Origin of the sequence: Micromonospora sp. AP08 (assembly GCF_008085935.1) — a bacterium.
Lineage (GTDB): Bacteria > Actinomycetota > Actinomycetes > Mycobacteriales > Micromonosporaceae > Micromonospora > Micromonospora chersina.
This window is the reverse complement of the sequence record NZ_VSEZ01000010.1, coordinates 87,759-109,328: the sequence shown is the minus strand read 5'-3', so window position 1 is coordinate 109,328 and position 21,570 is coordinate 87,759. Positions and strand designations below refer to the sequence as shown.

At 74.1% G+C, this 21,570-nt stretch carries 20 protein-coding genes; all 20 read right to left on the bottom strand.

Annotation, left to right across the window (positions count from 1 at the left end):
- Nucleotides 1-27: 27 nt before the first annotated feature.
- Nucleotides 28-447 carry a TraR/DksA C4-type zinc finger protein gene (locus FXF50_RS18555; RefSeq protein WP_091268039.1) on the bottom strand — a complete coding sequence of 140 codons (420 nt, stop codon included), beginning with the start codon at nucleotides 445-447 and terminating at the stop codon, nucleotides 28-30.
- 222 nt (nucleotides 448-669) lie between these two features.
- A complete protein-coding gene (locus FXF50_RS18550; protein WP_148429515.1) occupies nucleotides 670-2,175 on the bottom strand; it encodes a potassium/proton antiporter in 1,506 nt (501 codons plus the stop codon).
- A 22-nt stretch (nucleotides 2,176-2,197) separates the two neighbouring features.
- Entirely contained in the window at nucleotides 2,198-2,506 is a 309-nt protein-coding gene (locus FXF50_RS18545) for a DUF167 domain-containing protein (RefSeq protein WP_370464129.1), read from the bottom strand.
- A 2-nt stretch (nucleotides 2,507-2,508) separates the two neighbouring features.
- Nucleotides 2,509-3,051: a hypothetical protein gene (locus tag FXF50_RS18540; RefSeq protein ID WP_255510111.1), complete on the bottom strand. Its 543-nt coding sequence runs from the start codon at nucleotides 3,049-3,051 to the stop codon at nucleotides 2,509-2,511.
- Between the two features lie 304 nt (nucleotides 3,052-3,355).
- Nucleotides 3,356-4,162 carry a DivIVA domain-containing protein gene (locus FXF50_RS18535; RefSeq protein ID WP_148429509.1) on the bottom strand — a complete coding sequence of 269 codons (807 nt, stop codon included), beginning with the start codon at nucleotides 4,160-4,162 and terminating at the stop codon, nucleotides 3,356-3,358.
- A 41-nt stretch (nucleotides 4,163-4,203) separates the two neighbouring features.
- Nucleotides 4,204-4,509: a YggT family protein gene (locus tag FXF50_RS18530; protein ID WP_091320368.1), complete on the bottom strand. Its 306-nt coding sequence runs from the start codon at nucleotides 4,507-4,509 to the stop codon at nucleotides 4,204-4,206.
- 28 nt (nucleotides 4,510-4,537) lie between these two features.
- Nucleotides 4,538-5,233: a cell division protein SepF gene (locus FXF50_RS18525; protein WP_148429505.1), complete on the bottom strand. Its 696-nt coding sequence runs from the start codon at nucleotides 5,231-5,233 to the stop codon at nucleotides 4,538-4,540.
- A gap of 193 nt (nucleotides 5,234-5,426) precedes the next feature.
- Complete coding sequence (locus FXF50_RS18520; protein WP_148429502.1) at nucleotides 5,427-6,173, bottom strand: YggS family pyridoxal phosphate-dependent enzyme; 747 nt, start codon at nucleotides 6,171-6,173, stop codon at nucleotides 5,427-5,429.
- 9 nt (nucleotides 6,174-6,182) lie between these two features.
- On the bottom strand, nucleotides 6,183-7,298 hold the full coding sequence (gene ftsZ / locus FXF50_RS18515) for a cell division protein FtsZ (protein ID WP_148429499.1): 1,116 nt from the start codon (nucleotides 7,296-7,298) through the stop codon (nucleotides 6,183-6,185).
- A 238-nt stretch (nucleotides 7,299-7,536) separates the two neighbouring features.
- Complete coding sequence (locus tag FXF50_RS18510; RefSeq protein ID WP_148429497.1) at nucleotides 7,537-8,355, bottom strand: cell division protein FtsQ/DivIB; 819 nt, start codon at nucleotides 8,353-8,355, stop codon at nucleotides 7,537-7,539.
- Nucleotides 8,352-9,833 carry a UDP-N-acetylmuramate--L-alanine ligase gene (gene murC / locus FXF50_RS18505; RefSeq protein WP_091320350.1) on the bottom strand — a complete coding sequence of 494 codons (1,482 nt, stop codon included), beginning with the start codon at nucleotides 9,831-9,833 and terminating at the stop codon, nucleotides 8,352-8,354. Before murC ends, FXF50_RS18510 begins: the two co-directional genes overlap by 4 nt.
- Before the next feature lie 31 nt (nucleotides 9,834-9,864).
- Nucleotides 9,865-10,971, bottom strand: coding sequence for an undecaprenyldiphospho-muramoylpentapeptide beta-N-acetylglucosaminyltransferase (gene murG / locus FXF50_RS18500; RefSeq protein WP_148429495.1), 1,107 nt, complete (start codon nucleotides 10,969-10,971; stop codon nucleotides 9,865-9,867).
- Complete coding sequence (locus FXF50_RS18495; protein WP_255510110.1) at nucleotides 10,971-12,389, bottom strand: FtsW/RodA/SpoVE family cell cycle protein; 1,419 nt, start codon at nucleotides 12,387-12,389, stop codon at nucleotides 10,971-10,973. Before FXF50_RS18495 ends, murG begins: the two co-directional genes overlap by 1 nt.
- 242 nt (nucleotides 12,390-12,631) lie before the next feature.
- Nucleotides 12,632-13,756 (bottom strand): phospho-N-acetylmuramoyl-pentapeptide-transferase, encoded by a 1,125-nt coding sequence (mraY, locus tag FXF50_RS18490; RefSeq protein WP_091320337.1) that lies wholly within the window; start codon nucleotides 13,754-13,756, stop codon nucleotides 12,632-12,634.
- Complete coding sequence (gene murF / locus FXF50_RS18485; RefSeq protein WP_148429490.1) at nucleotides 13,753-15,150, bottom strand: UDP-N-acetylmuramoyl-tripeptide--D-alanyl-D-alanine ligase; 1,398 nt, start codon at nucleotides 15,148-15,150, stop codon at nucleotides 13,753-13,755. The genes mraY and murF overlap by 4 nt, the downstream gene beginning before the upstream one ends.
- On the bottom strand, nucleotides 15,147-16,709 hold the full coding sequence (locus FXF50_RS18480) for a UDP-N-acetylmuramoyl-L-alanyl-D-glutamate--2,6-diaminopimelate ligase (RefSeq protein WP_187399725.1): 1,563 nt from the start codon (nucleotides 16,707-16,709) through the stop codon (nucleotides 15,147-15,149). The genes murF and FXF50_RS18480 overlap by 4 nt, the downstream gene beginning before the upstream one ends.
- 52 nt (nucleotides 16,710-16,761) lie before the next feature.
- A complete protein-coding gene (locus tag FXF50_RS18475) occupies nucleotides 16,762-18,972 on the bottom strand; it encodes a penicillin-binding protein 2 (protein ID WP_148429485.1) in 2,211 nt (736 codons plus the stop codon).
- Between the two features lie 3 nt (nucleotides 18,973-18,975).
- Nucleotides 18,976-19,578 carry a hypothetical protein gene (locus tag FXF50_RS18470; protein WP_148429483.1) on the bottom strand — a complete coding sequence of 201 codons (603 nt, stop codon included), beginning with the start codon at nucleotides 19,576-19,578 and terminating at the stop codon, nucleotides 18,976-18,978.
- Nucleotides 19,575-20,684, bottom strand: coding sequence for a 16S rRNA (cytosine(1402)-N(4))-methyltransferase RsmH (gene rsmH, locus FXF50_RS18465; protein WP_148429480.1), 1,110 nt, complete (start codon nucleotides 20,682-20,684; stop codon nucleotides 19,575-19,577). The genes FXF50_RS18470 and rsmH overlap by 4 nt, the downstream gene beginning before the upstream one ends.
- Before the next feature lie 205 nt (nucleotides 20,685-20,889).
- A complete protein-coding gene (mraZ, locus tag FXF50_RS18460) occupies nucleotides 20,890-21,321 on the bottom strand; it encodes a division/cell wall cluster transcriptional repressor MraZ (RefSeq protein ID WP_073831045.1) in 432 nt (143 codons plus the stop codon).
- Nucleotides 21,322-21,570 lie beyond the last annotated feature (249 nt).

The following is a 21,570-nucleotide window of genomic DNA, read 5'->3' as shown; positions in this document are numbered from 1 at the left end:
TGCCGTACGGCCGCCGGGGAACGGACGTCAGCGCCGCTCCTCCAGCTGCTTGCAGCTCACGCAGAGAGTGGCCGACGGGAAGGCGGCGAGCCGCTCCACCGGGATCGGGTTGCCGCACCGCTCGCACCAGCCGTAGCCACCCTCGTCGAGCCGCTCCAGCGCGCGCTCGACCTGCGTGATCCGCTCCTTGATGCTGTTGGCGAGTGAGATCTCCTGCTCGCGCTCGAACGTCTTGGTGCCGGTGTCGGCCTGGTCGTCCCCGGCCGAGTCGGTCAGCCGGTCGCGCTGCAGCTCGGTGATCTCGCTCAGCGTCTGATCGTACTCGGCGTTGAGCTCGTCCCGCCGTGCCGCCAGGGCGGCCCGGATCTTCTCGGTCTCCGCGGCGCTGCGGGTGGCCTTCGCCACCGGCTTGCGGCCGGCGGTCCTGGTGTCGGCTGGCTTCGCCATCGTCAGCTCCCTCAGCCGCGTGCCGCGGCGGTCAGCGTGCCTGGGCGGGGACGGCCGGCATCGGCGTCCCCCCTGTACAGAACGGGCGCGCGGCGACAAGGCCGCGCACTCCGGAGGGTGGCAAGAATACGGAACGTACAGGCGTCCGACAACGTGCCGCACCGTCGCACCGCGATTCAGCCCCGAACAGCCACCAATTGGGGCAAAAGGAACGCTAGCAGATCAGGTCGTCCGGTCCTCGCCGTACTCGCCAAACCACCGGGCCAGCCGACCCCGCCGGCTCACCGCCCGCAGCCGCCGCTCCGCCTCGTCCCGCACCTCCGCCGTGGCCACGATGAGCAGGCTGTCCCCGACCTTCAGCCGGGTGTCCGGGCCGGGCACGAAACCCACCCCGTCGCGCAGCACCAGGGTCACCGAGGCGCCCACCGGCAGCCGCAGCTCGTCCACGTGCACACCGCCCAGCCGGGAGCCCGGCGGCACCTCCAACTGGAGCAGGTCGGCCCGCATCCGCTCCAGCGGCGCCGTCTCCAGCAGGATCTCCGCCGCCTCGGCCGGCGCGGTCACGCCGAGCCGGCGGGCCGCCGGCGCCAGGGTCCCGGCCTGGAGCAGCGTGAAGATCACCACCAGCACGAACACCGCGTCGAAGAGCCGGTCGGCGCCCGGCACCCGCAGCGAGAGCGGGATGGTGGCCAGCACGATCGGCACCGCCCCGCGCAGCCCGGCCCAGGACAGGAAGAGCTGCTCGCGCAGCCGGAACCGGAACGGCAGCGCGGAGACCGCCACCGACAGCGGGCGGGCGAGCAGCAGCAGGGCCAGCCCGGTCACCACGGCCGGCAGCACCGCGGCGGCCAGCCGGCCCGGCGACACCAGCAGGCCGAGCAGCACGAACAGGCCGATCTGGGCCAGCCAGGCCAGCCCGTCGGCGAAACCCAGGATGGCCTGCCGGTGCGGCAGCCGGGCGTTGCCGAGCAGGACGCCGGCCACGTAGACGGCCAGGAACCCCGAGGCGTGCAGCACCGAGCCGGCCGCGTACGCCAGCACCGTGAAGCCGACCACCGCGATCGGGTAGAGGCCGGCGGACGGCAGGGCGGCCCGGCGCAGCGCGTACCGGCCGGCGATCCCGGCGGCCACCCCGACCGCCGCGCCGGCGCCCAGCTCGTAGGCGACCAGGAGCACCTCCTGCCACCACGGGTGGGCGGCCTCCACCCCGGCCCGGGACAGCAACAGCACCAGGATGACCACGGGGGCGTCGTTGATCCCGGACTCGGCCTCCAGCGTGGCCACCAGGCGGGGCGGCAGGCGCAGCCGGCGCAGGGTGGCGAAGACGGCCGCCGCGTCGGTGGACGAGAGCACCGCGCCGTAGAGCAGCGCGAGCCGCCAGTCGAGGCCGAGCAGCAGGTGCACCACCGCGCCGACGACCAGGATGCTCACCACCACGCCGACCGTGGAGAGCGCGGCGGCCAGACCGAGCACCGGCCGCAGGGTGCTCCACCGGGCGCTCAGCCCGCCCTCCGCGATGATCACGATGAGCGCGCAGAAGCCGAGCACCCGGGTCAGCTCGACGTCGTCGAAGCGGATGCCCAGGCCGGCTTCGCCGATGGCCACCCCGAGCGCCAGGTAGACCAGGAGACTCGGCACGCCGAGCCGGGTGGAGAACCGCACGGCCCCCACGGCGACGAGCAGGACGCCCGCACCGACCAGGAGCGCGACGTCGAGCCCCGGCGTCATGCGGGGCCGGTCCGGAGGGTCCTCACCCGGCCGATCCGTCGCGCAGACGCCGGAGCACGTCGGGCAGCCCGGGGGCCGGGTGCTCGACCAGGAAGAGCTTGTCCCGGCTGGCCGCGCCGGACCGCAGGGAGACCGCCGCCGGCCGGATGCCGAGCGCGTCGGCCAGGGCCCGGCGGGCCGCCTCCGTGGCCCGGCCGTCCACCGCGGGCGCGTTCACGGCGATGACCAGGGCCGGCCCGTGCGGGCCGTCGAACCGGCCGCCGACCCGCGCGCGGGAGGCCCCGGGTTTCACCCGTACGGCGACGGTGAGCGTGTCGTCCATGGTCACCATGATCAGTGCGGCCGGGCCTCGGCGAGCAGGGTGGTGGCCGGTGCGCAGCCGGCACACGGGGTGAAGCCCAGCCCGACCGCCTCGGCGACCGGCAGCGGCTCGTCGACCCGGCCCACCAGGTGGGGGCAGCCGGGCAGGTGGAAGCGGGGATGGCCGTCGACCACCCGGACCTCGCCGTCGAGCCGGACCAGTTGGGCGACCTCCCCGGGGGAGAGGAACTCGGCGGGCGGGTCCCCCTCGAACGGGCCGTCCGGCGCCGGCGAGGTGGGCGCCGGGGCGTCGAACGCCGTCTCGGTGCCCGACGGGCCGCGCGGTGCGGGAGGCGAGTAGGGCTCAGCCGGTGAGTAGGGCTCAGCCGGCGAGTAGGGCCGGGCCGGCGGGGCGAGCGGCGGATCCAACCGGTCGGCCGGCGGGGCGAACCCGGCGGTCGCCGGATCGATCGTGGTGGCCGGCGGGTCGAACGGGTCGGCTGCCGGTGGCTCGGGTGGTTGCCGCCACCCGGGTCCACCGGCGCCGACCGTCGACGGAACGTGCGGGACCGGAATTTCCGACCCGTCCGGGGACGGGCCGGTCGGCGCGGTCCGGCGGCGCGGCCCGGTCTCCCGGCCCGCCGTGGCCCGGGCGGCGGCCGCCTGGCGGGCGAACGCCACGAGGGCGACGGCGGCCAGCAGGCTGGCCGCGATGGAGGTGATCAGCAGCGGGCTGGACCCACCGGCCAGCCCGGCCACCAGGAGCACGACCGCGACGAGGATGAGCAGGATGCTGGCGGCTATCACGGCTCACCCCCGGCCGCGTCGTGTCGGTCTGCGCGGTCGGTGGCCGCCCCGGGGACGGCCACCGACGGCGGGATCAGCGGCCGGACTCGAGCGAGCCCGCGCGGCCGCCACCGTAGGAGCCGGCGAGGCCGGCGGCGGCGAGGCCGTTGCTGCCGCCCGCGGCACGGTTGCCCTCGGAGCGGGTCATCTCGGCCTCGAGGCCCTGGCCGCGACCGTCGAGGTCACGCAGCTGGCTCTCCAGGTACGCCTTGAGGCGGGTGCGGTACTCGCGCTCGAACTGCTTGAGCTCCTCGATGTGCTTCTGCAGCGCGGTGCGCTTGGCGTCCAGGCCGCCCATGGCCTCCTGGTGCCGCTGGCGGGCGTCCCGCTCGAGGGCGTCGGCCTTGGCGCGGGCCTCGCGGGTGACCTCCTCGGCCTTGGAACGGGCCTCGGAGAGCAGCTGGTCGGCCTCGCGGCGGGCGTCGGACACGTGGTCGTCGGCGGTGCGCTGGGCCATCATGAGCACCCGCAGCGCCTGCTGCTCGCCGTCGGCGGCGGAGGTCGCCGGGCCACCCTGGGCGCGGACCTGCTCCAGCTCGGACTGCATCGCCCGGGCCGCCTGCTCGGCGGCCGCCTTGTCGCGCTGCACCCGGTCGAGCTGGGCCTTGACGTCGTTGAGCTCCGCGGCGAGCCGGGCGTCGCCGCCGGGGCCGGAGGGAGCGCCACCCCGACCGCCGCGCTCCACCTGGGCGCGCAGCTCGTTGTTCTCCTCGATCAGACGGGCGAGCTCGCGCTCGACCTCGTCCAGGAAGGCGTCGACCTCCTCCTCGTCATACCCCCGCTTGCCGATCGGCGGCTTTTTGAAGGCGACGTTGTGGACGTCAGCCGGGGTCAGCGGCATCGAAACTCCTCGGGTCAGTTGCGGCCGCGAAAGCAGTCTGGTCAGGCGAAAGCTCTGATCAGTTGCCCTAGCACGAACTCCATCAGCACGAACAGGATAACCAGGAGCACAAGGGAGGCCAGGTCGATGCTCACGGTACCAATTCGCAGCGGTGGGATCACACGCCTCAACGCGCGCAGGGGCGGATCAGTGACGCTCCACACGACTTCCAGTCCCGCCGATGCGCCCCGGCCCGGTTGCCAGCGGCGACCATAGGCCAGAACAGCGCCAAGGACAAATCGGGCCAACAGGATGAGCAGGAAGAAATACAGGAGCAGATACAGCACCTGGAACAGGATCGACAACACGGCAGGCGATGTCCCTCGGTCGTGCGGGCTAGCTCAGGCTGAAGAAGCCGCCCTCAGCGATCTTGGCCTTGTCCTCCGCGGTGACCTGGACGTTGGCCGGTGAGAGCAGGAACACCCGGTTGGTCACGCGCTCGATCGTACCCCGCAGGCCGAACGCGAGTCCGGCGGCGAAGTCGACCAGCCGGCGGGCGTCCGCCTCGTCCATCTCGGTGAGGTTGATGATCACCGGTACGCCGTCGCGGAAGTGCTCACCGATGGTGCGCGCCTCCCGGTAGGTGGTCGGGTGCAGGGTGGTGATCTGGTAGCGCTGCTCGTCCTCGGGCGCCACGGCCCGCTCGCGCGGCTGGGCCTGCGGCGCCAGGGCGAGGTTGTCGCGGGTGTGGTAGGTCAGCGCGCCGGAGGTCTCCCCCGCGCCGGCACGGGTGATCGACCGGACGCTGGACCGCTCGGTCCGCTCCGGCCGCTCCACCTCGGTCCGGTCGGTGTCGACGGCGCGGCTCGACGCGCGCTCGCTCAGCCGGCCGCGGTCACCGACCCGGCCACGGGTCGCCGGCGGCTCCTCGGACTCGTCGTCCTCGTCGTCGGCGAACTCCTCCGAGTAGCGGCTCGACCGGTAGCGCGACTCGCGGTAGCCACCCTTGTCGTAGCCACCGTCCTCGTACGCCCGCTCATCGTCCTCCTCGACGAGACCGAGCCAGACCCCCGCCTTGCGCAGTGCACCCATCCCCGCGCCCTTCCGTCCGCCGTGCGGCACGCGCCCCCGTGCCGTGTCGCTTGATCACGAGTGGACAACTGCCCACCGGACCGGATCGGCAATCCCCCGGCGAGCGAATTCGCGGTCCGCTCGCCACGGCCCCCGGCTACGGGAACGCCGTTCCTGAACAACACTGATGTAATTTGCTTCTTTCGCGGTCAGGCTACCGCAGCGTGGAGCGCATTCCGAGCAACGCGCTGCCGACGCGGACATGTGTCGCGCCGTATTCGATCGCGATTTCCAGATCGCCGCTCATGCCCGCCGAGAGCACCGTGGCCTCGGGATGGTCGACGCGGAATCGCGCCACCACCTCGGCCAGGCGGGCGAACGCCCGATCCGGCTCCCAGCCGAGCGGGGCGACCGCCATGAGGCCGGCGAGCCGCAACCCGCCGGCGCCGGCCACCGCCGCGGCCACCGCACCGAGCCCGCGGTCCGGGTCGGCCGCGTCCGGCAGCGCCCCGCCCCGGGCCGGGTCGCCGTCGACGCTCACCTGCACCAGCACGTCCAGCGGCCGGTCCCGGGCGGCGGCCGCGGCACCGTCCAGGGCCACGGCCAGCCGCACGCTGTCGACCGACTGGACCACGTCGGCGTAGCGGACCACCGAACGGGCCTTGTTGCGCTGCAGCTGGCCGATGAAGTGCCAGCGCGGCGTGGCGCCGGCGGCGGCCGCCTCGACGGCCTTCGGGGCCGCCTCCTGGTCGCGGTTCTCCCCCACGTCGGTCACCCCGAGCCCGGCCAGCGCGACCACGTCGGCGGCCGGGTACGTCTTGGTGACCGCGACCAGGGTGACCTCGCCCCGGTCCCGGCCGGCCGCGGCGCAGGCGTCGGCGATACGGGCCCGGACCCGGGCGAGGCCGGCCGCGAGCTCGGCGCGACGGTCAGGTCGCACCGTGGTGGGTGAATCGGTCATCGGCGCGGCTCAGGACCCGTTCTTGAGGAAGTCCGGCACGTCGACGTCGTCGAAGAGCACCCGGCGCGGCGACTGCTGCGGGGCCGGCACGGCGGCCGGCGGCGTGACCGGCGGGTTCGGCGGCGACGGCTGGTTCTGGTTGCTCTTGCGGGGCGCATCCGCCGCCTTGTACGCCGGCATGCCACCGTCGAAGCCCGCCGCGATCACGGTCACCCGCACCTCGTCGCCGAGCGCGTCGTCGATGACCGCGCCGAAGATGATGTTGGCCTCCGGGTGGGCCGCGTCGGTGACCAGCTGGGCGGCGTCGTTGATCTCGAACAGGCCCAGGTCGGAGCCGCCGGCGATGGAGAGCAGCACGCCCCGCGCGCCGTCCATGCTCTGCTCCAGCAGCGGGCTGGAGATGGCGGCCTCGGCCGCCTCGACGGCGCGGTTCTCGCCGCGGGCGCTGCCGATGCCCATGAGCGCGCTGCCGGCGCCGCTCATGACGCTCTTCACGTCGGCGAAGTCGAGGTTGATCAGACCCGGCGTGGTGATCAGGTCGGTGATGCCCTGGACACCGGAGAGGAGCACCTGGTCCGCGGTGCGGAAGGCGTCCATCATGGAGATGTTCCGGTCGCCGAGCGCGAGCAGCCGGTCGTTCGGGATCACGATGAGCGTGTCGCACTGGTTGCGCAGCTCCTCGATGCCCGCCTCGGCCTGCACCTGGCGGCGCTTGCCCTCGAAGGAGAACGGCCGGGTGACCACGCCGATGGTGAGCGCGCCGAGCTTGCGGGCGATGTTCGCCACCACCGGCGCGCCGCCGGTGCCGGTGCCGCCGCCCTCGCCGCAGGTCACGAAGACCATGTCGGCGCCCTTGAGCACCTCCTCGATCTCGTCGCGGTGGTCCTCGGCGGCGTTCTTGCCGACGTCCGGATTGGCGCCGGCGCCCAGCCCCCGGGTCAGCTCCCGGCCGACGTCGAGCTTGACGTCGGCGTCGCTCATCAGCAGCGCCTGCGCATCGGTGTTGATCGCGATGAACTCGACGCCCTTGAGCCCAACCTCGATCATCCGGTTGACGGCGTTCACGCCACCGCCCCCGATGCCGACGACCTTGATGACCGCCAGGTAGTTGTGCGGAGGTGTCATCTCCGGTCCTTTCCCTTCGAGATTGGCATGGGCCGACCCCACACGGCTTGGCCAGACCAGCGGCGGATCATTTCCCAGCGATTCCGACGGCTGAAACCCTCACCCTCTACTAGAGGCTTAGAGCTATGTCAACCACTGATCTCTTCGGGGCAACGTATGCGCCGCCGCGCGCTGAGCCAAGGACCTTTCCGGCGTGTCGCGGGTGGAGCGGGCGGGCTCACGTCCGCTGACCGGCGGATCACCGGAGGGTGACCACGTCCGGGGCGCTGACGTCGATCGTGTCGGCCTTCCGACCGAGCAGGGCGGTGGCCACCGTGGACTTGTCCGGGCTGCGGGTCGCGTCGCCCCAGACCACCTTCCGGTCGCCGCGCAGCAGCAGGGTGATCCGGGCCAGCCCGGCCACGTCCACGGCGACCAGTTCGGCGCGCAGCTTCGGGCTGAGCGCGGCGAGCACGTCCAGCCCGGCGCGGGTGCCCGGGTCGTCGGGGGCCGGCCTGCCGACCTGGATGACCGGCAGCCCGCCGGGGGCCTGGTCGAGGTTGCGGAAGACCACGCCCGCGCGGTCGACGACGACCCACCGGTCGCCCTGCGGCACCGCGGCCACCGGGGTCCGCTCCACCACCCGGATCACCAGGGCGCCCGGCCAGTCCCGCTCCACCGTGGCCCGCTCCACCGGGGCGAGCAGGCCGACCCGGCGGGCGGTCGCGGCCAGGTCCACCCGGGCCAGCGGAGCCTCGTCGGGCACGGCCGCGGCGTCGCGTACCTCGACGGGGGTGACCAGCTCGGCGCCGACCACCCGCACCTCCCGCACGCCGAACAGGCCGGTGCCCAACACGGTCCAGGCGACCAGCCCGGCGACGGCCAGCACGGCGACGGTGACCGCCCAGGGCAGCGCCGCGCGCATCCGCCGCTGCCGGGCCCGGGCCATGAAGCGCCGGGTGGACGGGGGTACGGCGTCCGCGCCGGCCCGGACCAGCTGCCACCGCCGGACCGGGTTGCGCCGCCCGGCCCCGCCGTCCTGGCCGGGGGTGCGGCCGCGGGCCGGGCCGGGGCTCATCCGGCCGTGGCCGCCGCGCCGTCCGGGTCGACGCCGGTGCCGATCGCCGCGGCGTCGCCGGACCGGGCCAGCAGGGCGTCGAGCAGCTGGTCGCCCATGAGCGAGATCGGCGGCGCGCCCATGGTCACCACCACGTCGCCGGGCCGGGCCCGGCGGGCCACCTCGGCCGGCACGTCGTCCCACGCCTCGACGAAGACCTTCCGGTCCGCCGGCAGCGGCACCACCGACAGCAGCGCGGCCGAGCCCTCGCCGGGCTGGCGCAGCTCGCCGGGGCCGAAGACCTCCAGCAGCACCAGCTCGTCGGCGATGCCGAGGGCGGCGGCGATCTCCGCCTGGAGGTCGCGGGTGCGGTAGAGGCGGTAGGGCTGGAAGACCACGATGAGCCGGCCCTCGCCGGCCACCTCGCGCAGCGTCTGCAGGGCCAGCGTCATGGAGGTCGGGTGGTAGGCGTACTCGTCGTAGACCAGCACGCCGTCCGCCACGCCCTTGCGCTCGAAGCGCCGCCGCACGCCGGGGAACGCGCCGAGCGCGGCCTCCGCCGCCGCGACGGGCAGCCCCAGCAGGTACGCGGCGAGCACCGCGGAGGCGCTGTTCAGCCCCATGTGCCGCCCGGGCACCGGGAGCCGGATCTCGCCCAGCGACCGGCCCTCGATCTCGGCCAGGTAGCGCACCCCCTGCGCGGAGGAGGCCATCCCGCTGAGCTTCAGGTCGGCGTCGGCGGACTCGCCGTACGTCCACACCCGGCGCCCCTCGGCCCGCAGCGTCTCGGCCAGCCGCCGGCCACCCGGGTCGTCGGCGCAGGTGATGATGAAGCCCTCGGGGTCGGTGAGCCGGGCGAACTCGGCGAACGTCGCCTCCAGGTTCGCCAGGTCGCCGTACGTGTTGAGGTGGTCCGCCTCGATGTTCGTGATGATCGACACGTACGGGCGGTAGATGAGGAACGAGCGGTCGCTCTCGTCCGCCTCGACCACGAAGTGCTCGCCGGTGCCGTGGTGCGCGCCGGAGCCGACCTCGGAGATCTCGCCGCCGATCACGAAGGACGGGTCGGCGCCGGCCTGCTGGAGCACCATGGTGACCATCGAGGTGGTGGTGGTCTTGCCGTGGGTGCCGGCGACCGCCACGGTCCGGCGGCCGGTCATCGCCGCGGCGAGGGCCTCGGAGCGGTGCAGCACCCGCAGGCCGCGCCGGCGCGCCTCGACCATCTCCAGGTGGTCCTGCGGGATGGCCGACGAGTAGACGACCGTGTCCACCCCGTCGAGGTTGCTCGCCTCGTGGCTCATGTGGATGGTGCCGCCGAGCGCCCGCAGGCCGGCCAGCGAGGGCCACTCCCGCAGCTCGCTGCCGGAGACCGGCAGGCCCCGGGTGAGGAAGAGCCGGGCCAGGCCGCTCATGCCGACCCCGCCCACCCCGATCAGGTGGATCCGACCCAGGTCCTCCGCGGTCATCGTGCCGGCGGGGGTGAACTGCGCGGTGTTCATGCGACGTACCTTCCGGTCGCGGCGGCCGCCATCAGCGGCTCACCGCCTCGTAGACGAAGTTCAGCAGGGCGACGTCGCCGTCGCGCCGGCCGTACGCGGCCGCGGCCGCGCCCATCGCGGCGAGCCGCTGCGGGTCCCGGATCAGCGGGATCACCGTGCGCTCCACCCAGGCCGGGGTCACCTCGGCGTCGTCGACGAGCAGCCCGCCGCCGGCCTCCACCACGGGCAGCGCGTTGCGCTTCTGCTCCTGGTTGCTGTGCGGGTAGGGCACGTAGACGGTGGGCAGGCCGATGGCGGCCACCTCGGCGCAGGTCATGGCGCCGCCGCGGCCCAGCATCAGGTCGGCGGCCGCGTAGCCCAGCTCCATCTCGGACAGGTAGGGCAGGGTCACGTACGGCACCGGCAGGTCGGTGGGCACGGACACCGGCTCGTTGCGGGCGCCGATCACGTGCAGCACCTGCACGCCGTTGCGGGCCAGCTCCTTGGCCGCCCCGGAGACCGCCAGGTTGATCGAGCGGGCGCCCTGCGAGCCGCCGGCCACGAAGAGCACCGGCAGGTCGGGACGGAGTCCGAAGTGGGCGCGGGCGGCGTTGCGCACGGCGGCCCGGTCCAACCCGGCGATGCCCCGGCGCAGCGGCACCCCGACCACCCGCGCGTCGCGCAGCGACTCGGCCTGCGCCGGCTGGTGCGGGAAGCCGACCGCGACGTTCCTGGTGAACTTCATGCCGAGCCGGTTGGCCACCCCCGGCGGCACGTTCACCTCGTGGATGACGATGGGCAGCTCGCGCCGCCACGCGGCCAGGTAGCCGGGGACCGAGACGTACCCGCCGAAGCCGATCACGACGTCGGCGTGCACCTCGTCGAGGATCTTGCCGGCCGCGCGGGCCGCCTTCCACATCCGGTCCGGGGTGCGGACCAGGCTCATGTTGACCGAGCGGGGCAGCTGGTACGCCGGGATCTGGCGCAGGTCGTAGCCGGCCGGCGGGATCAGCTCGTTCTCCAGCCCCTTGGGTGTGCCGAGGCAGGTGATCCGGACGCTCGGGTCGTGTCGGCGCAGGCAGTCGGCGAAGGCGAGCAACGGGTAGATGTGCCCACCCGTGCCGCCTCCGCAGAGCACCACCGAACGCAGCGGACCCATCAGCGTCTCCTCTCGCTCGCCGTGCCGGCGCGCGCCCGGTCGGACCGGACGCCGCGGGCCGCGGCCTGGTCGTCCTGCCGCCGCGAACGGGACCGGGGCACGGACCCTCGGTCCGCCGGCGGTGGCGACGCCGGTCGGCGGCGCCGGCCGGGAAGCGGCGGCAACGGGGCCCACACTAGTCGGACCCATCGGGCCGGCGGACGGGCATGCAGGGCTCGGGCCGCGTCGGGCTCGGCGCGCGCGAAGGAGGCGAGCATCCCGACCGCGGCCAGGGTCACCACGAGGGCGCTGCCGCCGTCGGAGATGAACGGCAGGGGTACGCCGGTCAGCGGCAGCAGCCCGGTGACCCCGCCGACGTTGATCACGGCCTGGCCGACCAGCCAGGCGGTCACCCCGGCGGCGGCGAGCCGGCGGAACGGGTCCTCCACCCGGCGGGCGATCCGCAGCCCGGTGTAGGCCAGCACCGCGAAGAGCACCAGCACCACCGTGCAGCCGACCACCCCCAGCTCCTCGGCGATGATGGCGAAGATGAAGTCGTTGTGCGCCTCGGGCAGCCAGCCGAACTTGGCGCTGCTCTTGCCCAGCCCGACGCCGAACCAGCCGCCGTTCTCCACCGCGAAGCGGGCCTGGACGAGCTGGTAGCAGTTGGGCAGTTCCAGCTCGAAGCAGGTCTTCGGGTCGGGCGGGTCGAGCCACATGGTGAGCCGCCCGAGCCGGTAGTTGTCGGCGTCCCGCGACCCGGATCCGGCGCCGAGGGACGCGGCGGCGACCAGCAGGCCGATCCCGGCCAGACCGATCGCGGAGAGGGTGGCGAAGACCCGCTTCCGCACCCCGGCCGCCCAGAGCATCCCGACCACCAGCGCGAGCAGGCAGAGCATGCTGCCCAGGTCGTTGTAGCCGACCAGCACGAAGAGCAGGCCGACCACCGGGAACAGCGGGGTGGCCAGCTCCTTCCACCAGCCGAGCGCGGCGCCCTTGCGGGCCAGCACGTGCGCGCCCCAGAGCACCAGCGCGAACTTCGCCACCTCGACGGGCTGCACCGAGATCGGGCCGAGGTAGAGCCAGAGCAGCTGGGCCTTGAGCGGGCCGACCGACTGCACCCGGAACAGCGCCTCCAGCGCCACCAGCAGGTTGAGCACCAGCAGGAGCGCCACGGCCACCCCGAGGAAGGGCCGGGACACCGCCCGGAACGTCCGCCCGGGCAGCCGCTGGCACGCCCAGAAGGCCACGATCCCGATCACCGCGAAGATCGCCTGCTTGACCAGGGACGCGGTGGCGTCCCCCTCCTCGGCGAAGTCCTTGACGCTGGTGGCGGAGAAGACCATGGTCAGGCCGATCAGCAGCAGCAGGCCGGCGCTGGAGAGCAGCAGGTAGTAGGAGGCCAGCGGCCGGGCCAGCAGGCCGCGCAGCGCGGCCAGTCCGCCGGCCGCGTCCAGCCCGAGCAGCGGCGCCGGCGGGTCGGCCGGGCGGCTCGCGACGGGCGGACGTCTGGCCTGCGTGTCGGTCGTGCCCTCGGTGTCTCTTCCCTCCCCCACCCGCCCATCATGGCGGCTCGACCCGCCCGCCCGTGGCGCAACCGCCCGGTCGGCGTGTCGGAACGCGAAACGGCGGGACCCCTGGTGACACCGGGGGGTCCCGCCGTGACGCAGCGGCAGCGGAGTCAGCTCACCGCGGCGAGGAACTCGCTGTAGAACAGGCCCAGCGCGATGGCCACACCGATGCCGGCGATGATCCAGAACCGGACCACGATGTTGACCTCGCTCCAGCCGGCCAGCTCGAAGTGGTGCTGGAGCGGCGACATCCGGAACACCCGCTTGCCGGTGGTCCGGAACGAGATGATCTGGATCACGACGGACATCGTGATGATCACGAAGAGGCCGCCGATGATCGGCAGCAGCAGGATGGTCCGGGTGGACATCGCCATGCCGGCGATCAGGCCGCCCAGGCCCAGCGCGCCGGTGTCGCCCATGAAGATCCGGGCCGGCGAGGTGTTCCACCAGAGGAAGCCCACGCAGGCCCCGGCCGCCGCGCCGGCGATCAGCGCGATCTCCAGCGGGTCCCGGACCGAGTAGCAGTACGCCTCGGTGTAGTTCGGGTCGGCGCACCAGTGCCGGTACTGCCAGAACGCGATCAGCGCGTACGCGGCGAGCACCATCACCGAGGCGCCGGTGGCCAGGCCGTCCAGGCCGTCGGTGAGGTTCACCCCGTTGGTCGCCGCCATCACCACCAGGATGATGACGATCACCGCGCCGACCTTGCCGATCTCCAGGGCCGGGATGTCCCGGATGAAGCTCAGCATGGTGCTGCCGACGGTCTCGGTGTTGGTCGCGTTGCCGCTCACGTCGGTCATGCTGCTCGGGAAGTAGAGCGCCACGATCCCGAAGATCGCGCCGACCACGATCTGGCCGGCGAGCTTGCCGCGCTTGTTCAGGCCGCCGCTGTGCCGCTTGCGGACCTTCAGGAAGTCGTCGATGAAGCCGACCGCCCCGGAGAACACCATGAGCCCCAGCAGCACCAGCGCCGTGATGGTCGGCTCGACCTGGGCGATCTGCGCGTCCGGCAGGGTGGTCAGGGCCAGGTGGCCGGCGACGTACGCGATCACCGTGGCCAGGATGAAGACCACGCCGCCCATGGTCGGCGTGCCCTTCTTGCCCTGGTGCATGGCCGGGCCCTCGGCCCGGATCGGCTGGCCGGCCTTGAGCCGGGTGAACACCTTGATCGCGATCGGGGTGCAGAAGAGCGAGACCAGGAAGGCGACCCCGATGGCGACGATCACCGCCCTCATGCGGCCGGACCCTCCGCGGCGTCCGCGCGCAGCGCGTCCGCCACCTCCCAGGTGCGGTACCGGGAGCCCTTCACCAGCACCACGTCTCCCGGACGTAGCTCGCTCCGCAGCACCTCGACGGCCGCCGCCTGATCGGTGAGCAGCACCGACTCTCCTCCCCAGTTGCCTACCGCTGTCGCGCCTTCGTGGATCGGCGCCGCCGGCTCGCCCACCACGAGCAGCCGGTCGACCCCCAGTTCGGCCGCCAGCCGGCCGACCTGCTGGTGCCCCTCCCGTTCGAAGTCGCCCAACTCGGCCATGTAGCCGAGCACCGCGACGGTACGCCCCGTCCCCCGCATGCTGGCCAGCGCCCGCAGCGCCACGCCGGTGGAGGCCGGATTGGCGTTGTACGAGTCGTCGATCACGGTCACCCCGTCGGGGCGTTCGAACACGTCCATCCGGCGGGTGGAGACCAGGCCCAGCTCGCCCAGGGCCTCCGCCAGGTCGGCCAGGGGCAACCCCAGCTCCCGGGCGACCGCCGCGGCGGCCAGCGAGTTGGACACCTGGTGCCGGCCGGTCAGCCCGAGCCGCACCGGCGCGCTCCCCTCCGGCGTGACGAGGGTGTACGACGGCCGGCCCCGCCCGTCCACCGTCACGTCCACGGCCCGCACGTCGGCGCGCTCGGACTCGCCGTACCGGACCACCCGGGCCTCGGTGCGCGCCGCCATGGCGTCGACCCGCGGGTCGTCGGCGTTGAGCACGGCCAGGCCGTCGGCGGGCAGCGCCTCGACCAGCTCGCCCTTGGCCAGCGCGATGGTCTCCACCGAGCCGAACTCGCCGAGGTGGGCCACCCCGACGTTGAGCACCACGGAGATCCGCGGCGGCACCACGTCGCAGAGGTAGCGGATGTGGCCCACCCCGCGGGCGCCCTTCTCCATCACGAGGTAGCGGGTCTCCGGGCCGGCCTGCAACGCCGTGTACGGGTGCCCCAGCTCGTTGTTGAACGAGCCGGGCGGCGCCACGGTCGGGCCGAGCCGGACGGCGAGCTGGGCGATCAGGTCCTTGGTGGTGGTCTTGCCGGAGGAGCCGGTCAGCCCGATCACGGTCAGCCCGGGCAGCCGGTCGACCACGGCGCGGGCCAGCCGGCCCATCGCGTCGAGCGCGTCGCCGACCAGCACCATGGGCACACCGGGCACCTCGCGGGTGCCGAGCACGGCCACCGCGCCGGCGTCGACCGCGCCGGCCGCGTAGTCGTGCCCGTCCACCTTCTCGCCCGGGAAGGCCACGAAGAGGCCGCCGGGGGTGACCTTGCGGGAGTCGAACTCCACCGAGCCGGTCACCCGGGCGTCCGGGTCGGCGGCGACCAGCCGGCCGTCGACCGCGGCGGCCACCTCGGCCAGGGTCAGCGGGATCATCGCTGCCCCACCAGGTCGCCGAAGCGGGCGCGCAGCGCCTCCGCCAGCTCCACCCGGTCGTCGAACGGCAGCACCTCGCCGTTGACCTCCTGGCCGCGTTCCTGCCCCTTGCCCAGCAGCGCCACGATGTCCCCCGGTTCGGCCACCCGGACCGCCTCCTCGATGGCGGCCCGCCGGCCGGGCGCCTCGATGATCCGCGCGCCGGCGCCCGCCGCGTACGCGCCGGCCAGCACCTCGGCCCGGATCGCGGCCGGGTCCTCGGTGCGCGGGTTGTCGTCGGTCACCAGCACCACGTCGGCCCCCTGGGCGGCGGCGGCGCCCATCACCGGCCGCTTGCCCCGGTCCCGGTCGCCGCCGGCGCCCAGCACGCAGATGAGCCGGCCGTCGGTCAGGTCCCGCAGCGCCACGAGGACCGCCTCGATGGCGTTCGCCTTGTGCGCGTAGTCGACCACCCCGCGCACCGGGGCGTCGCCGCTGACGAGTTCCAGCCGGCCGGGCACCCCGCCGCAGGCGGCCACCCCGCGGGCCGCGGTGGCCGGGTCGACCCCGGCGGCCACCAGGGTGGCGACGGCGAGCAGCGCGTTGGCCACGTTGTGCCGGCCGGGCAGGGCCACGCCCGTGGGCAGGGTCATCCCGTCCGGGCCGTGCACGGTGAAGCGCTGCGCGTAGCCCTCGCCGCCGACGCAGTCGGCCCACCAGGTGGCGGTCGGGTCGCCGGCCGCCGAGTAGGTCACGGTCGCCGGCTTGCGCAGCGGCCGCAGCGCCCGGTCGTCGTGGTTGAGCACCTCGACTCGGCAGCGCCCGTCGAAGAGCTTCGCCTTGGCGGCGAAGTAGTCCGCCTCGTCGGCGTGGAAGTCCAGGTGGTCGGAGCCGAAGTTGGTGTAGCCGCCCACGTCGAACCGGACCCCGCCGACCCGGCCCATGGCCAGGGCGTGGCTGGAGACCTCCATGACCACGGTGTCCACCCCGCGCTCGCGGGCCACCGCCAGCATGGCGTGCAGGTCGGTCGCCTCGGGCGTGGTCCGGACGCTGTCGATCACGAGGTCGCCGAGCCGGGTCTCCACCGTGCCGATGAGGCCCGTGGTGCGCCCGGCGGCGCGCAGCCCGGACTCGATGAGGTAGCTGGTGGAGGTCTTGCCGGCGGTGCCGGTCACGCCGATCATGGTCAGCCCGGCGGTCGGGTCGCCGTAGACGGTGGCGGCGACCTCGCCGAGCACCGCCCGGGGGTCGTCGACCATCAGCACGGGCAGGCCCGCGTCGGCGGCCAGCGCGGCGCCGGCCGGGTCGGTCAGCAGGGCCACGGCGCCCGCTCCGGCCGCCGCGGCGGCGAACTCCGCGCCGTGCCGGCGGGCCCCGGGCAGGGCCGCGTACAGGTCGCCGGGGCGGACCTCCTGGCTGGCGTGGGTCACCCCGGTGACGGCCACCTCGGCGGCGCCCTCCGGCGGCGCGACGGCCAACCGGGCGGCGAGGTCGCCGAGCCGGACGGGATTCACGGTGGCGGGACGTGGATTGCCGGACACGGCGTCAGACCCTACCCGGTCGTCCGGTTCCGACCGCACAGCCGCCCCGGTGGTTCGTCGCCACTCACCGATGATGTCCCGCCGTGCCGGCTCAGTGCGGAAAGACCTCGAACTTCGGGGACCGGTCGGTCGCCGAGGGCGGCACCCGGTAGTGCCGGAGGGTGAAGCCCATGATCTCCCGGAAGGCCGGGGCGGCCACCGCCCCACCCTCGCCGCCGGGGCTCCAGACGAAGACCGCCACGACGTACCGCGGCTTCTCCGCCGGGGCCATTCCGATGAACGAGCCGACCTCGCCGGGCTGGAGCTTGCCGTTGTCGTAGCGCAGGCCGGTGCCGGTCTTGCCGGCCACCCGGTAGCCGGGCACCGCGGCGGCCAGCCCGGTGGCCCGCCCGTCCGGGCCGTCGACCGTGGTGACCGCCTCCAGCATCGTGCGCAGCGCGGCGGCGTTCTGCGGGCTCAGCACCGAGCGGGTCTTCGGCGCCGGGCCCGGCGTCCGCTTCCCGTCCGGCCCGATCACCTGCTTGATCAGGTGCGGCTGCACGTACGTGCCGTCGTTGGCGATGGCGGCGTACGCGGCGGCCATCTGCAACGGGGTGGCGTCCACGCTGTGCCCGATCGGCACCGACCCGTGCGACGAGTCGCTCCACTGGTCGGCCGGGAGCAGCCGGCCGCCGGCCTCCCCGGGCATCCCCTCGCCGGTGGGCTGTCCCAGCCCGAACCGCTTCTGGTAGTCGATCAGCCGGTCGGGGCCCAGCTTGTCGGCGATCTCGATGGTGCCGACGTTGGACGAGAAGGCGAGCATCCCCGGGATGCTCATTTTCTGCCCGTTGGCCGGGTGGGTGTCCCGGAAGGTGGTGTCGCCCTTGGTGATGGTGTTGGCCACCGGGAAGGCGGTGTCCGGCGTGATCACCCCCTCCTGGAGGGCGGCGCCGTAGGTGATCGCCTTGTGGATCGAGCCCGGGTCGACGATGAAGCTGGTGGCCGCGTCCTCGCGGTCGGCCGGGGAGTTGACCTTGGTGGGGTCGGCGGCGTTGTAGGTGGGGAAGCTGGCCTGGGCCAGCACGTCGCCGGTGCCGACCTCGATGACGACCGCGGCGCCGACGCTGCCCCGGGTCCGGGCCATCCCGTCGGAGAGGATCCGCTGCGTCTTGAACTGGAGGTCGCGGTCGATCGTCAGGCACAGGGAGCTGCCCGGTTGGGCCGGGGTGGTCTGGCTGTAGCCGCCGGGGATCGGCGCGGCCAGGTCGCCCTGGCCCACCTCGTACCGCTTCCGGCCGGCCTTGCCCTCGAGCACGTCGTCGTACTTCGCCTCCAGCCCCTCGAGGCCGTTCATGTCCTGGCTGACGAAGCCGAGCAGGTTGGCGGCCAGGTCGCCGCCGGGCACCTCGCGCCGCTCGTCGCGGTGCACGTCGATGCCGGCCAGGTCGAGCGCCATGATCTGCTTGGCCTTGGCGATCTCGACCCCACGGGCCAGGTAGACGAAGCGGGACGGGGTGGTGGTGCCGGGCAGGATGCGCGGCTTCATCCGGTCGGCCAGCTCGGAGGCCGGGATGCCCAGCAACGGGGAGAGCAGCCGGGCGGTGGCGGTGGGGTCCTTGACCAGTGTCGGGTCGGCGAAGACGTACCGCGCCTCGACGCTGTGCGCCAGCGGGGCGCCGGTGCGGTCGTAGATCGCCCCGCGCGGGGCGGGCAGCTCGACCACGGCGAGCCGGCTGGCGAGCCCGCCGTCGGCGTACGCCGGGGTGCTCATGGTCTGGAGGAAGACCAGCCGGATGCCGATGGCGGTGAAGAGCGCCAGCACGAGCAGCGTGCCGAGGCGCAGCCGGCGGCGCGGGTCGGCGAGCTTCGGCGGGCGGCGCGGCTTGCGGACCGGCCGCCGTGCGACGGCCGGCCGTGCGGGGCGCCGCGGCCCGGGCCGGCGCCGCGGCGCCGGCGGCTCGTCGTCGTCGAACGGCTCGCGCACCGGCCGGGCGGACACGGTCCGCACCACGCCGGCCCGGCCGCCGCCGGCGGCGGTTTCCCGGCGGCCGGCGCGGGTCGCCCCGGTCCGGCCGCCGTCGAGCACCTGCAGGGCCGGCCGGAACGGGTCGCCGGAGCGGCTGCTGCGCGGGGTACGCCGCTGCTCGGCGCCGCCACCCGTCCGGGCCGCGCCGCCACCCTCCCGGATGGTCCGGCCCCGCGGCGTGTACGCCCGGGCGTCGGAGATCCCGCCGACGCCCGGCTCCCGGCGGTCGGCGCCCCGCGACGAGCCGCGCCGGGAGCCCGTGGCGTCCCGGCGCGGTTCCTCCGATCTCGGCGGCACTGCTCAGCCCCCGTTGCCCTGCTGGCTGGTGATCGCCGGCGCGCCCTCCACGGGGTGCGGAACGCCGATCACCTTCCCGTCCGGCAGCCGGATGTAGGCCAGCTCGTCCGAGTCGACCAGGCCGAGCTTGCGGGCGTTGGCGGTCAGGTTGCCGGGCGCCTTCTGGTCGGCGATCTCCTTCTCCAGCTGCTGCTGGTCGACGTCGAGCTTGGCCTGCTGCTGCTGGAGCTTCTCCAGCTTGAACGCGTTCTCGTTGATCTTGGTGTTGACCGCCAGGATGCCGAGCACCCCGCCGACCACGAGCACCACGATGAGCCCGGCGAACGGCGCCCGCGGCACGCGGACCGGCGGCGGCGGGGCGACCCGCAGCCGCGGCGAGGTCGTGCCGGTGGCCTTCGTGCGCTCGGCCGGCCGCAGCGCGGCGTTGCCCTGGGTGGGGAACTCGCGCGCCCCCCGGGCGCGAGCCTCCCCCCGGCGGTCGGGCCGGTCGGCCGCCACCGTCGACGTGGTGCCGCGCGGGGCACGCTGCGCCGCGGTCCGGCCCCCCGACCGCGGTGCGCGCTGCCCGATGCCGGTGTCCCGGCCGTCGCGCTGGTTGACGTTCATGTCCCCTCCCCCTCTTCGTCCGTCCCGTTCCCGTCCCCCGGCGCCGACCGCGGGTCCGTTCCGGACCCCGGTGACCCCGTCCCCGGTTGGTGCATCGCCTTCACCCGGCGGCGGTACCGTTCGCGGTCGGTACGCCCCTGCCGGGCCGCCTCCGGGTCGAGCCGTTCCGCGGCCCGCAGCCGCACCGAGGCGGCGCGCGGGTTCGCAGCGACCTCGGCCTCCCCGGGCAGCTCCGCGCCCCGGCTGAGCAGCCGGAACGTCGGACCCGACCCGGGCAGTTCGACCGGGAGGTCGATCGGGCCCTTGCTGCGGACCCGGTCGGCGAGCGCCTGCTTGGTGAGCCGGTCCTCCAGCGAGTGGTAGGACAGGACCACCATGCGGCCGCCCACGGTGAGCTTGTCGAGAGCGGCCGGCAGCGCCGTCTCCAGCGCTGCCAGCTCCCTGTTTACCTCGATCCGTAAAGCCTGAAACGTTCTCTTTGCCGGGTGTCCCCCGGTTCGTCGGGCTGGTGCCGGAATGCTCTCCCTGACCAGCTCGGCCAGTCGCGCCGACGACGTGATCGGCGCGCGCTCGCGCTCGCGGATGATCGCCGAGGCGATCTTCCCGGCGAACTTCTCCTCGCCGTACACCCGCAGCACCCGGGCCAGATCCGGGTGGGAGTAGGTGTTGACCACCTCCTCGGCGGTCACCCCCCGGGTCTGGTCCATCCGCATGTCCAGCGGCGCGTCCTGCGCGTAGGCGAACCCGCGGTCGGGCGCGTCCAGTTGCAGGGACGAGACGCCGAGGTCGAACAGGATCCCGTCGATCGCCGCGTAGCCGAGCCGGTCGAGCACCTCGGGCAGCTCGTCGTAGACGGCGTGCTCCAGGTGGATCCGGTCGGCGAACCGAGCCAGCCGGACCCGCGCGTGGGCGAGGGCCTCGGTGTCCCGGTCCAAGCCGATCAGCACGGTGTCCGGGTGCGCCTCGAGAACCGCCTCGGCGTGCCCGGCCAGGCCGAGCGTGGCGTCGACATGGACGGTGCGGCCGGGCCGGCCCAGTGCGGGGGCCAGCAACTCGAGACACCGCTCGAGCAGCACCGGCACGTGCGTGCCGCGTAGCTCGCCCATCTCGACCCCCACTGGTGGAAACCCGTATCCGTCCCTGTGTCCGTCGTCGCCACGACGCCTCGCCATACCGCCAGATCCCCATCCGCTCCCCGCCCGCCGGAGGCCGCGGCCCTCCGTATCGGATCGTGCGCCTGGCACCGGGGAAGGGGTGCCAGGAACTCGAAAGCGGCTGGAGATCTCGCAGTACGTCGGGCGCCGTCACGCCCTACAGACCGCCGGGCAGCACCCCCTCCTCGATGTCGGCGAAGTCGTCTTCGCTCTCCGCGAGGTAGGCCTCCCAGGCCGCCCTGTCCCAGATCTCCACCCGGGTGCTCGCCCCGATCACGACCAGGTCGCGGTCGAGAGCGGCGTACGACCGGAGGTGCCCGGGGATGGTGACCCGTCCCTGCTTGTCCGGCACCTCGTCGTGCGCGCTGGCGAAGAAGACCCGGCTGTAGGCCCGGGCCGCCTTGCTCGTCATCGGCTGCGCGCGCAACTGGTCGGCGATCCGCTGGAACTCGGGCATCGGGAAGACGTAGAGGCAGCGCTCCTGCCCTTTGGTGATCACGACACCCCCCGCCAGCTCGTCCCGGAACTTCGCCGGAAGGATCAACCGGCCTTTGTCGTCCAGGCGCGGAGTGTGGGTGCCGAGGAACATCGGCCCAACCCCCTCGCCCTGAGCGGCGTTCGCGGCGCCGCTGACCCCCCGGGCCGGTGCGGCCCTCCCGGCCTCACCATCGCGCCCCACTCTACTCCACTTCCCTCCACCTGCAACCGGAAACGCCCGCGCGGCGTGGCGTTTCCGCGCGCAAAACAGCACGTCAGCGGGGGTGGGGCGGAGTGGAGGGGTGCGGCGCGCCCCGCCGGTGGTCCGCTTCCCGACATAGATCGACTCCGTCCGGCCGAA

What these genes read in the sequence shown, in the direction of transcription:
- FXF50_RS18470 (WP_148429483.1), bottom strand. Translation starts at nt 19,578, where the DNA reads ATGAACGTCAACCAGCGCGACGGCCGGGACACCGGCATCGGGCAGCGC.
- FXF50_RS18545 (WP_370464129.1), bottom strand. Translation starts at nt 2,506, where the DNA reads ATGGTGACCATGGACGACACGCTCACCGTCGCCGTACGGGTGAAACCC.
- FXF50_RS18510 (WP_148429497.1), bottom strand. Translation starts at nt 8,355, where the DNA reads ATGAGCCCCGGCCCGGCCCGCGGCCGCACCCCCGGCCAGGACGGCGGG.
- mraY (WP_091320337.1), bottom strand. Translation starts at nt 13,756, where the DNA reads ATGAGGGCGGTGATCGTCGCCATCGGGGTCGCCTTCCTGGTCTCGCTC.
- murF (WP_148429490.1), bottom strand. Translation starts at nt 15,150, where the DNA reads ATGATCCCGCTGACCCTGGCCGAGGTGGCCGCCGCGGTCGACGGCCGG.
- FXF50_RS18555 (WP_091268039.1), bottom strand. Translation starts at nt 447, where the DNA reads ATGGCGAAGCCAGCCGACACCAGGACCGCCGGCCGCAAGCCGGTGGCG.
- rsmH (WP_148429480.1), bottom strand. Translation starts at nt 20,684, where the DNA reads ATGGGCGAGCTACGCGGCACGCACGTGCCGGTGCTGCTCGAGCGGTGT.
- ftsZ (WP_148429499.1), bottom strand. Translation starts at nt 7,298, where the DNA reads ATGACACCTCCGCACAACTACCTGGCGGTCATCAAGGTCGTCGGCATC.
- murG (WP_148429495.1), bottom strand. Translation starts at nt 10,971, where the DNA reads ATGGGTCCGCTGCGTTCGGTGGTGCTCTGCGGAGGCGGCACGGGTGGG.
- FXF50_RS18550 (WP_148429515.1), bottom strand. Translation starts at nt 2,175, where the DNA reads ATGACGCCGGGGCTCGACGTCGCGCTCCTGGTCGGTGCGGGCGTCCTG.
- mraZ (WP_073831045.1), bottom strand. Translation starts at nt 21,321, where the DNA reads ATGTTCCTCGGCACCCACACTCCGCGCCTGGACGACAAAGGCCGGTTG.
- murC (WP_091320350.1), bottom strand. Translation starts at nt 9,833, where the DNA reads ATGAACACCGCGCAGTTCACCCCCGCCGGCACGATGACCGCGGAGGAC.
- FXF50_RS18520 (WP_148429502.1), bottom strand. Translation starts at nt 6,173, where the DNA reads ATGACCGATTCACCCACCACGGTGCGACCTGACCGTCGCGCCGAGCTC.
- FXF50_RS18525 (WP_148429505.1), bottom strand. Translation starts at nt 5,233, where the DNA reads ATGGGTGCACTGCGCAAGGCGGGGGTCTGGCTCGGTCTCGTCGAGGAG.
- FXF50_RS18535 (WP_148429509.1), bottom strand. Translation starts at nt 4,162, where the DNA reads ATGCCGCTGACCCCGGCTGACGTCCACAACGTCGCCTTCAAAAAGCCG.